Annotated in this window: 10 protein-coding genes; 3 read left to right on the top strand and 7 right to left on the bottom strand. The window is 45.5% G+C overall.

Features of this window, described 5'->3' with window-relative positions:
* Positions 1–923, bottom strand: a 923-nt coding sequence (locus FTU90_RS13760; RefSeq protein WP_180072887.1) for an ISNCY family transposase, incomplete at its 3' end; no start/stop codon positions are given.
* 800 nt (positions 924–1,723) lie between these two features.
* Here FTU90_RS13760 and FTU90_RS13755 point away from each other — a divergent pair.
* Together FTU90_RS13755 and FTU90_RS13750 are read left to right on the top strand one after the other, a co-directional pair.
* A complete protein-coding gene (locus tag FTU90_RS13755; RefSeq protein WP_074382801.1) occupies positions 1,724–2,593 on the top strand; it encodes an SDR family oxidoreductase in 870 nt (289 codons plus the stop codon).
* A gap of 184 nt (positions 2,594–2,777) precedes the next feature.
* Complete coding sequence (locus tag FTU90_RS13750; RefSeq protein WP_005096870.1) at positions 2,778–2,948, top strand: hypothetical protein; 171 nt, start codon at positions 2,778–2,780, stop codon at positions 2,946–2,948.
* Positions 2,949–3,037: 89 nt separating this feature from the next.
* Here FTU90_RS13750 and FTU90_RS13745 read toward each other — a convergent pair whose 3' ends face one another.
* The 6 genes from FTU90_RS13745 to FTU90_RS13720 form a co-directional block, all read right to left on the bottom strand.
* On the bottom strand, positions 3,038–4,099 hold the full coding sequence (locus FTU90_RS13745) for an enoyl-CoA hydratase/isomerase family protein (protein WP_005096872.1): 1,062 nt from the start codon (positions 4,097–4,099) through the stop codon (positions 3,038–3,040).
* Positions 4,100–4,119: 20 nt separating this feature from the next.
* Positions 4,120–4,893: an enoyl-CoA hydratase gene (locus FTU90_RS13740; protein ID WP_005096874.1), complete on the bottom strand. Its 774-nt coding sequence runs from the start codon at positions 4,891–4,893 to the stop codon at positions 4,120–4,122.
* Between the two features lie 19 nt (positions 4,894–4,912).
* Positions 4,913–6,040, bottom strand: a complete 1,128-nt coding sequence (locus FTU90_RS13735; protein ID WP_180072885.1) for an acyl-CoA dehydrogenase family protein — start codon at positions 6,038–6,040, stop codon at positions 4,913–4,915.
* A 59-nt stretch (positions 6,041–6,099) separates the two neighbouring features.
* Positions 6,100–7,749, bottom strand: coding sequence for an AMP-binding protein (locus FTU90_RS13730; RefSeq protein ID WP_180001365.1), 1,650 nt, complete (start codon positions 7,747–7,749; stop codon positions 6,100–6,102).
* 86 nt (positions 7,750–7,835) lie between these two features.
* Positions 7,836–8,726 carry a 3-hydroxyisobutyrate dehydrogenase gene (gene mmsB / locus FTU90_RS13725; protein WP_180072883.1) on the bottom strand — a complete coding sequence of 297 codons (891 nt, stop codon included), beginning with the start codon at positions 8,724–8,726 and terminating at the stop codon, positions 7,836–7,838.
* Between the two features lie 11 nt (positions 8,727–8,737).
* The gene (locus FTU90_RS13720; RefSeq protein ID WP_180072881.1) at positions 8,738–10,267 is read right to left on the bottom strand and encodes a CoA-acylating methylmalonate-semialdehyde dehydrogenase; all 1,530 of its coding nucleotides are present in this window, start codon (positions 10,265–10,267) and stop codon (positions 8,738–8,740) included.
* 176 nt (positions 10,268–10,443) lie between these two features.
* On the opposite strand from FTU90_RS13720, the gene FTU90_RS13715 reads away from it, so the two are divergent.
* Positions 10,444–11,328, top strand: a complete 885-nt coding sequence (locus tag FTU90_RS13715) for a LysR family transcriptional regulator (RefSeq protein WP_005096883.1) — start codon at positions 10,444–10,446, stop codon at positions 11,326–11,328.
* Positions 11,329–11,487: the final 159 nt, after the last annotated feature.

Raw genomic sequence — 11,487 nt, 5'->3', positions numbered from 1 at the left:
GATTCGGTTAATGGTCGATGCAGGTTCTTTGAGTTTCGCGCACATTTGGCGAACTTCTGATTGAACTGCTCAATAAAGCAGGGCAACCAGGCATTTGCTTCTGCAATCGAACAGATGCCTTCCAGGCGCATCTCCTTGATCAAACGGTCCTGAAGGGTTCTATTCGCTCGCTCTACGCGACCTTTGGCCTGGGGTGAATTGGCGAAGATAATATCAATGTTTAACTCATTCAGAATCCGCCCAAATTGCGTGATCTCGCTGTCCTGGCTCGATTTCTGGTTCATTCGGAATACCGAATGTTTATCGCTATAAAAGGCCAGAGGCTTACCGTATTGTTCAATGTAGGCTCGGGTTGAAAGCATATAGTCAAAGGTCGTTTCCGCCTCACAAAAGCGCAGATGCAACAGCTTTCCAGTGGCATCATCGATATAAACCAACAAGCAGCATTTGGGGGCTCGACCTTCAAACCAGTCATGATATGAGCCATCAATCTGGATCAGCTCACCGAAGCAATCACGGTTATAGCGTGGCTGATATGGGCGTTTAAGGCGCTTGGATCGCGGAATCCAGAGGTCATTTGCAGTCATCCAGCGCCGAAGCGTTTCTACCGGGATATTCAGGTCAAATATGCTGCTGAGCTTCTCATGGGCCAAGGTGGGTCCAAATCCAAGCAGATGTTCAGAAATAATGGAAAGACATTTTGATTTTAATAAATCATCATGGCGACGATGACCTGGTTGACCACGACTGGCATGCGCCATACCTGAGACACCATCTTGATTGAGCTTTTGTAATAACCGGGTAATTTGACGGGTTGAAAGATTGAGGATTTCAGCAGCACGGACTTGGGTAATACGTTGATCTCGAACGTCTTGCAGAACAGCAAGACGTTGAATTTCTTTGTCAGACATAGTGATCAGCATCTATATTTCATATCCAGTCCATGATGTTTAAACCATCATAAACTAGACATTTTTATTGGTGAGAATATAGACATTTTGAATGGTGAGTAACAGACTGATTTCGTATAATGTATATTATGTTAAATTGAGTACATGATACTTTAAGTTCATCTATCTTCTACTGTTCATAAAAGTTAATTTTGAAATTTTCAGCTTCATTACTTTTTAATGTCAACAGCTCATTTCTTTATAGAGATATGCCTCAAAATCTTAATGAGGTAAATCTCATATTTCCTTTTTTTCAAATGAAATTTCTCATACGCTATTACGTTAGCTATTACATTTAGTGTGATCATGTTAGTTTGGCTGCTTCAACACCTTCATGTAATTTTACTGGTGTATCTTCTTGCTAATATATTTATTGACCCTGCCAAACTTGGTAAAGGCCTATCCTTATCTAAAGCATTTTTCTGCTATTTATTAATCAGATAAATTTTGATGAATATCATAATTATTAATTTATTCAATAATTTTAGATGCTTAATTAAATCTAGAGCCATATCCTAAAAGGACATAAAAACTCTGATAGAAATGGTTGCTCAAAATGTGAGAGATAGAATGCTGTAAACCATAGGCGGTATTCTGTTCTATTAAGATTTAGACAATGGCGGTATCTAGTTTTACTTAAAATCATGTCAATCACAGCTCTATGAATAATTGATAAATCTCGAATGCATTCTGTTATTAAATGTTGAGACCGAATGCATAAAGCTAGAAAGCCTCTAAGATATTTCTAAACTTTGTACAGAAAAAGGGAAAACATGAATAACTATCCTGAAACCCCTGCTTCAACTGAAACTCAAGATCATCAACCTGGTGTGCAAACCAAAATGGATCCTGCACCGGAAGTCATCAAACCGAATTATAAAGGTAGCGATAAACTTAAAAGTAAAATCGCCCTGATCACAGGTGGCGATAGCGGTATAGGTCGGTCAGTCTCGGTCTTGTTTGCCCGTGAAGGTGCTGATATTGTGATTTGTTATCTGGATGAAGATCAGGATGCTCAAGATACCAGAAAGATGGTAGAGGATGCAGGACGGCGTTGTTTACTGATCAAGTGTGATTTACAAGATCAAGATGAAATCAAGAAAATGGTTGAGCAGACGCTTCAGGAATTTAAAACCATTAATATTCTGGTCAATAATGCCGGGGTTCAATATCCGCAAAAAAGTATTAGCGATATTTCTCCTGAGCAACTTTTTAAGACCTTTAATGTGAATATTCTGTCGATGTTTCACTTGACTCAGGCTGTGATTCCGCACATGCAAGAAGGTGACAGCATTATTAATACCACCAGTATTACCAGTTATCATGGACATGATGAACTGATTGATTACTCAAGTACCAAAGGTGCCATCACCACATTTACCCGCAGTCTTTCCACCAGTTTGTTAAAAAATAAAACCGGGATCCGGGTCAACGGCGTAGCACCCGGCCCCATCTGGACTCCCCTCATTCCAAGCAGTTTTGATGAAGAACAGCTCAAAGAGTTCGGTAAACAGACACCCATGGGTCGGATGGGCCAGCCTAGTGAAGTCGCACCAGCGTATTTATTTCTAGCGAGTGAAGAAGCCAGTTATATTTCCGGTCAAGTCATTCATGTTAATGGAGGCAGTATCATTAACGGTTAATTAGAATTTGAAGATAACAGTCAGTGAGAACCGTTATCTTCATTCATTTATTCTTCAGGTTTTCTATCACTTAAAAGATGCTGGTTTTATAAAATAATTTCAACAAATACATGACAGATATTTACCGCCATAGAAACAGGTTATTGTTATAGTAATTTCAGCCAACCTTGATGAGGACAGCAATATGCCTAGAGGTGACAAATCAGCCTATACCGATAAACAAAAACGGCAGGCCGAACATATTGAAGAAAGCGAAAAAGAACGCGGTCATTCTGAGGAGGAAGCCGAACGTATTGCCTGGTCTACTGTCAACAAGCAAGATGGCGGTGGCAAGAAAAGGAAAAAATCCCATTAAGAATAGAAATTTAGGGTAAAATCCTATGTTGAAAGCTCGGCGAAAAACCCTCTCATTACTGCGTATGAGAGGGTTTTTAATCTGAATCTTTAATATGTATTTTCTACGCGCTGTTGAGTCCAAACCGGCCAGAGTTTTTCCAGCGTTTTTTCAAATTTCGAATTATCGGTTTGCCATTGTGGATTTTTATCTTTATCAATAATCAGTGCACGTACACCTTCAATAAAGTCGCCTTGCTCCAACCAGACATCCTGTAGATCTCGCTCCAGTTGCATACATTTTTCCAGCGATAAGTTTTGTCCGGCCTGCTGTAACTTCAGACTCGTTTGCTTGGCCATGACTGGACGTTGCTGCAAGATGACCAGCATTTTATTGGCCCACTCCTGATCGGTGGCGCTACTTGCATGTGCCAAACTCTGTTCGATCTCATCGAGGTTTGGATGGCCAAAATGCTGACTAATCAGATCTGCACGTTTTTGCAACTCGCTTTCTACCGGATGGGTAATGTACGCACTGATGATTTTTTGGATTTCAATCTGATTTAATACCGGTGCAGCAATCAATGCGGTTTCCAGTTCAGCAAAATTTTCACTCGGTACATGATAATCGACCAGATCCAGATATAGCGCATCACTGCTGCTGATCTGCTCCCCTGTCAACGCCATATAAATGCCTACATCATCCAGTCGGGAGAGAAAGTGGGTGGCTCCCACATCCGGGAAAAATCCAATCGCGGTTTCTGGCATGGCAAAGCGTGATTTTTCACTGCTCACTTTAATATGACAGGCTTGAGCCAGACCAAAGCCACCGCCCAGAACATAACCATCCATCATCACGATGACAGCCTTTGGAAAATTGCGCAGTGTGCTCAGCATGCTATATTCAGTGGCAAAAAAATCCTGATATTGGGTATTGCCTGCCTGATAGCTGTCATACAGATAACGGATGTCTCCTCCGGCACAGAATGCCTTGGGACTGTTAGAATTGATCAGAATCGCTTGCACCGCTGGATCATGGCGCCACTGATCTAGTTGTGACTGAATCCCTTGAATCATCCGCAGGGTTAAGGCATTTAAATGACTGGTGCGGTCCAGGCTGATAATGCCTAAACGTCCTTGTACCCGAATCGCTAAATTATTTTCATCACTCATTTTATTTTCCTATTTTTGTTTTATTGATGGGTGAATTTGGCTGGGCGTTTTTCGACAAAAGCCTGCATGCCTTCCTTTTGATCAGCACCGGCAAAAATGGAATGGAATATCCGTCGTTCAAAGCGTAGACCTTCGGCCAGACTGACTTCAAAAGCCCGATTAATTGATTCTTTAATCATCATCACGGCCGTAAGCGACTTTTCAGCAATTTTTTCGGCAGCTTGCAGAGTTTGTTCTAGTAACTCTTCTTTGGCAAAGACACGTGCCACTAACCCACTTTGCTCGGCTTCTTGCGCGCCCATGTGACGTGCAGTCAGACACATTTCCATGGCTTTGGCTTTACCAATCGCCAAGGTTAAACGTTGCGTTCCGCCAATGCCGGGCAATACCCCTAAAGTGACTTCAGGCAAACCAAATTTTGCATTATCAGCGCAGTAAATAAAATCGCACATTAAGGCCAATTCACAACCACCGCCCAAGGCATAGCCACTCACCGCAGCAATTAAGGGCTTACGGCGCTGGGCAATCCGGTCGGCCAGACTGAAAAAATCATCCAGATAAATTTGCGGAAAGTTTAAATCTGCCATTTCTTTGATATCTGCACCTGCAGCAAAGGCTTTTTCCGAACCAGTGATGACAATACAGCCAATCTGCGGGTCTTTTTCCAGCTGATCCAGCGCCTGATTCACTTCAACGATCAATTGATTATTCAAGGCATTTAAGGCTTGTGGACGATTTAAAGTAATCAGCCCGACCCCGTTACGCTGTTCGAGTAAAATAGTTTGCCATTGCATGATAAAAATCCCTTTAAAATTATAAACTACGTGCAATTACCAGACGCTGAATATCGCTGGTGCCTTCATAAATCTGACAAATACGCGCATCGCGATAAATGCGTTCAATCGGAAAGTCTTTCAGATAACCGTAACCGCCAAAAATCTGCAGCGCTTTGGAACAGATACGTTCTGCCATTTCCGAAGCAAAGAGTTTGGCCATAGAGGCTTCGGTTAAACAGCTTTCACCTGCTTCCTTTTTACGTGCAGCAAAATGGACCAGTTGTCGCGCCGCTTCAATTTCGGTGGCCATGCTGGCCAGCCTGAACGAAATCGCCTGCTGTTCAAAAATCGGTTTGCCAAAGGCCACGCGATCATGTGCATAAACAGTCGCTTCTTCCAATGCAGCGCGGGCCAGACCCACTGCTTGTGCGGCAATGCCGATCCGTCCACCTTCCAGATTGGCCAAGGCAATTTTTAAGCCTTCACCTTCTGCACCGAGTCTTAAACTTTCATGAACGCGGACATCGGTTAAAGCAATCTGACAGGTATCCGAAGCATGCAGACCGAGTTTTTCTTCGACCCGAATCACTTCATAACCGGGCGTGTCGCGCGGCACTAAAAATGCACTCATGCCTTTTTTTCCCGCAGTTGGATCGGTCACGGCAAAGACAATAATCATCCCGGCATTATGACCCGAGGTAATAAACTGTTTGGCGCCATTGATAATGTAGTGATCGCCATCTTTCACGGCCCGGGTTTTAATCGCTGCAGCATCCGATCCGGTATGCGGTTCGGTCAGGGCGAAGGCACCAATCATTTGCCCTTGAGCCAAAGGTTTTAGAAACTGCTGCTTTTGCTGTTCCGTTCCAAACTTCAGAATCGGCACACAACCCACCGAGTTGTGTACGCTCATGATGGCGGACGTTGCACCATCTGCCGCTGCCACTTCTTCGAGGGCCAGTACATAAGCCAGCGTGCCTGTACCTGAACCGCCCCACTCTTCTGGAATCAGCATGCCTAAAAAACCTAGCTCACCCATTTGAGACAAGGTCTGTTTAGGAAATATGCCTTTTTGATCCCACTCGCCGGCAAAAGGTTTAATCTGTTCCTGAGCGAAGCTTTTGGCCATATCCTGAATCAGTTGTTGCTCTTCCGTAAATTGCATGGATGCTTCCTTCAATCTCTTTATTTAATATTTTTATTCAATCTGCTGGCTTTGGCTAGTTATGCGGTCTTTACCTGCTGCTTGTTGATTTCCTGATTACGCAGTAAGAAACGCTGAATCTTGCCACTCGGGGTTTTTGGCAATTCTGTGACGAATTCAATCAGGCGCGGATAGGCATGCGCAGACAAACGCTTTTTCACAAACTGGCCTAGTTCTTCTTCCAGATGAGATGAAGCTGCAAAGTTATTCGCCAGAATCACAAAGGCTTTAATCACTTCGGTACGTTCAGGATCAGGCACGCCAATGACTGCTGCTTCAATCACGGCATCATGTTCCAGCAAGGCACTTTCCACATCAAATGGCCCCACGCGATAGCCTGAGGTGGTAATGACATCATCACTACGTCCAACAAAGCTCATACTGCCATCAGCATGAATTTCCGCGGTATCACCGGTTAAATAGTAATGTCCAACAAAGGGCGATTTACGGCTTTCTTCATAACCCGAGAACCACATCATGGGTGATTGACTGATATCCACTGCCAGGACGCCCGGAACGTCAGCCGTTAATTCATGACCTTGTTCATCGACGACTGCAATCCGGTAACCCGGGCTGGCAAAGCCTGCCGAACCTGAACGGACCGGATGTTGTAGCGCATGATGATTACACACCACCATCCCGACTTCAGTCTGGCCATAATGGTCATAAATTGGCACATCCAGCACCTCTTTAAACCAGCGGATCACTTCCGGGTTTAAAGGTTCTCCAGCACTGCTGACCACGCGCAACTTGCCCCGTAGCTGTGCCATCTGTTCAGCATCTGCTGCCATCATCATGCGGTAAGCGGTCGGCGCACCGGCCAGATTGGTAATACCATATTGCTTGACAATGTCGCAGACACTTTCGGCATTGAAACCACCCTCATAAAACAGGGTCGAGTGTCCGAGCAATAACGGGCCGGTAATCCCATAGTACAAACCATAAGCCCAGCCCGGATCAGCAATATTCCAGAAAGCATCATTTTCGGTTAGACCGATGGCATTGTGCATATAGCCGGCAAAAGCAATCAGGGCTTTAAGTGGAACTTTTAAGGGCTTGGCCGGTCCAGTGGTTCCAGAGGTAAACATCAATAAAAATGGCTCATCGATACTGAGCATTTCCAGTTCACAACCTTCAGCCTGGCGGTTTAACACCGTCCAAAAACTGAGGTCTTGTGGATAACGCTCTGCCTCGGTTTCGACATGTACAGTGACGATCGTGGGACAAGCGCTAAGATCGGATAGTTTCTCCCGATTCGCCAGATCAGTCACTACCAGCTTGCTTTGCGCCAGCTGAATGCGATGTTCAATAGCTTTGGGACCAAAGGCCGTAAATAAAGGTTGATACACTGCACCAATCCGCCAGGTCGCTAAAATGGTAATGATCAGCTCCGGAGTCCGCGGTAATAATCCGGAAACGCGGTCGCCTTTGCCAATGCCTTGAGATTTTAAGAAATTTGCAAACTGGCTGGAATATTTCTTGAGTTCGCGAAAGCTATACTGTTCTTTACGGCCATCTTTACCGTACCAGTGTAAAGCAATTGCATCGGAATCTGCATGGCGGTCGCAGCATTCATAACAGGCGTTCAGCGCCTGCATCGAACCGGACAGATACTGCTTTGCCACTGCATCTAAATCAAAATTTTCAATTGTTTTTTGATAATCTAACATGTTAAACCTCAGCCTGAATTTATCGTTATTACTGACAAGGTATTGTTGATGAAGCGAATCCTTGCTCCATCTGGATATTTTAAGTATTAAGCATTTGGCGTGGTGTATTGATGCATAATACTGGAGAAGTCCAGATGAGCATCGCCTTCCTGACACAGTTGTTGATAGAGTTTCTGCACTATGCTACCCAGAACCACCGGTTGGTCCACCTGTTGCGCTGCATCGACAGCCAGGCCCAAATCTTTAAGCATCAGCTGTGCTGCAAAACCATCGGTATAACCCCGTGATGACGGTGCATTGGCACAGATATCCGGCCAAGGATTATAGATTTCAGAACTCCAGCAACGTCCGGTGGAACTATTGATTACCCCGGCTAGTGCTTGCGGATCAATTCCCAGTTTGGCTCCAAGTGCCATGCCTTCTGCAACGGCGGTCATGGAAATACCCAGAATCAGGTTATTGCAGATTTTTGCGACCTGTCCTGTTCCTACAGCGCCACAATGCACCAGATTTTTGCCCATACAGTTGAGGACCGGTTTTACGGCCTCAAAGGTGGCATCGTCTGCACCCACCATAAAGGTCAAAGTTCCGTCTTTGGCGCCCAAAGTCCCGCCAGAGACTGGCGCATCACAGACACGAATTTGTCTGGCCTGCGCTGCTGCAGCAACCTCCTGAATGGTTTGCGGGTCAATGGTACTGCTGTCGATACACAAACTGCCCGCTTGAAGCACGTTCAGAATACCGTGCTCACCAAGATAAACTTCACGTACATGCTTGGCTGCAGGCAACATGCTGACCACAATATCTGCCTGTTTTGCGGCAGCTTGTGGACTGTCACAAACGATACCGCCCGCTTCGGCAAAATGCTGTAAAGCGACTTCACTCAAGTCATAACCAAAAACCTGATGCCCTGCCTTGAGCAGGTTCTGCGCCATCGAGCCGCCCATGTTGCCCAAACCAATAAATGTAATCTTCATGCTGATGCTCCTTAGCGCAGGCTAATCGTGGTATTGACGCCTGTGGTTTCCTGATCATCTTCAAACCAGCGGCTGGTAATGGTTTTGGTCTGGGTATAGAACTGCACTGCCTGCTTGCCATAAGGACCTAAATCCCCCAGTTTTGAACCACGCGAACCGGTAAAGCTGAAGAACGGCACAGGTACAGGAATTGGAATGTTAATGCCGACCTGACCGATATCAATCTGGTGCTGGAATGTGCGTGCAGTATTGCCATTTTGAGTAAAGAGTCCAACGCCGTTACCGAATGGATTGGCATTAATCAGTGCAATGGCTTGTTCTAAAGTATCAACATGTATGATCGCCAGTACCGGACCAAATACTTCTTCCTGATAAATGCGCATATCGGTCGTGACCTGATTAAAAATCGTTGGTCCGACAAAATTGCCTTTTTCATAACCCTGAACATTCACATCACGACCATCCAGCAGCAGTTCAGCGCCTTGTTCAACACCACTATTAATCAGATCGATGACACGCGCTTTGGCACGGGTCGAAATCACTGGCCCAACATCAGTATTCGGTTCATGGCCTGCATTAACTTTCAAAGTTTTGGTTTTATTAACCAGTTCATCGACCCAGTGCTTGGTGTCCCCGACCATCACGGCCACCGAAAGCGCCATACAACGCTGACCGGCTGCACCAAATGCTGCACCCACCAACGCATTCAGGGTTTGTTCTTTACTGGCATCCGGCATCACCACGACATGGTTTTTCGCGCCCATCATCGACTGTACACGTTTACCGTGCTGGCCGGCCAGATTGTAGACATGCGTACCGACCGCGGTTGAACCGACAAATGAAATGGCTTTGATGTCACGATGGGTACACAGCAGATCCACCACTTCTTTACCGCCATGCACTACATTCAGCACACCAGCAGGTACGCCTGCCTCAATTGCCAGTTCCACCAGCATCATGGTCGATAGCGGATCCTGTTCCGAGGGCTTTAAGACAAAGGTATTACCGCAGACAATCGCCATCGGGAACATCCACAGTGGAATCATCGCCGGAAAGTTAAACGGCGTAATTCCCGCACAAACACCGAGTGGTTGCTGCAAGGTATAGGTATCGACCCCACGTGCCACACCTTCAACATATTCACCCATTTGTAGTGAACCAATAGAACAGGCATGCTCCACCACTTCTAAGCCACGCTGAATGTCACCTTCGGCATCAGCCAGGGTTTTGCCCTGTTCCGCCGTTAATACTTGGGCAATACTTTTTAAGTTAGTACGAATCAGATCCTGCAGCTTCAACATAATCCGCATACGTGCCTGAATCGGGGTTTGGCGCCAGCTGGCAAAGGCATTTTGTGCGGCAGCAATCGCGGCATTGACTTCTTCTGCAGTTGCAAATGGCACCTGACCCAAAACTTCTTGAGTGGCAGGGTTGATAATATCTTGCCAATGACTGGTTTTTGATTCGACAAATTCACCATTAATGAGGAGTTTTGCGGTGGTGAATCCGGTACTTTGCTGTGGATGATGAATGGCGTTCATGGTCGCTCCGTGCTGGTTTGTTATTGTGGTTGTGTCTGCCTTTACTGGCTGTTTTAAACGTATTATTTTTACGCTGTTTCAGCAGACTAACAAAGAACACTTTGACCACCAATAGAAATTGATGCACGATAGATGTGCAAATATGCACAGGGATTTAACAGGATGTTAAATAGAAGATGAAAGTAGATTGGGATCATTTACGTTTCTTTTTGGTTTTGGCACGTGCCAAAACGCTCACCAATGCAGCACGCTTGATTGGGGTGGAACACAGTACCGTGGCACGGCGGATTCAGGCGCTGGAAAATACCCTCGGCACGCAACTGTTTAAACGCGAAGCGACAGGGTATGAGCTGACCTCGGAAGGTCTGGCCTTGGTGCCGCGTGTGGAACTGATGGAACAATCCTTTATCCAGATTGACAAACGCAACGATCCCTTGCAAGGCCGGGTGCGGATTGGTGCACCAGAAGGTTTTGGTACGGCATTTTTAGCGCGCTTACTTGCCGAGTTCTCCCAGCACTACCCTTTACTGACCATTGACCTGATTCCGGTGCCGAAAGCGATCAAACTTTCGCATCGTGAAGCCGATATTGTAATTGCGATTGACCGGCCCAAATCGGGCCCCTATATCATTACCCGTCTGTCGAATTACTGTCTAAAACTGTATGGCAGTCAGCATTATTTACAGAAAAATCCGCAAATTAAAAAACTGGAAGACCTCAAGCAGCACCGTTTTGTCGATTATATTGATGATCTGGTCTATAGCTCGGCCCTGTATTCGCTGGAACGTTTACCGCTGCAATTGACTGCCTGTTTTCGCAGTAACAGTATTCTGGCCCAGCAAATTGCGGTCAGTGCCGGTGCCGGGCTAGCTATTTTACCGAAATTTTTGGCCCATGATAAAAGTGAACTGCAACAGGTTCTGGGCGATCAGGTCAGTTTTACCCACACTTTCTGGATGCTGACGCTGGTTGATCTGCAACACGAACCGAAAATTAAACTGGTCTGGGATTTTCTGCGTAAACAGGCGGACCTTCAGCAAGACCTGTTAATGGGCAGATAATTGCGCTTAAAAAACTGTTCGCTTCATAAATACAGCCTTAAGTTAATTCAACTCAAACACAAACGTATCGATACAGCAAATGAACGTATCACAACATTCCTGATGCCCGCGACTTGTTAAATTAACAAGCAGCCATTCGCAATATTTAATGAGATACAG

Source organism: Acinetobacter sp. YH12200 (assembly GCF_013418175.1).
Taxonomy (GTDB): domain Bacteria; phylum Pseudomonadota; class Gammaproteobacteria; order Pseudomonadales; family Moraxellaceae; genus Acinetobacter; species Acinetobacter pseudolwoffii.
Note: the sequence above shows the minus strand (reverse complement) of the source record. Positions and strands in the feature narration are given on the sequence as shown.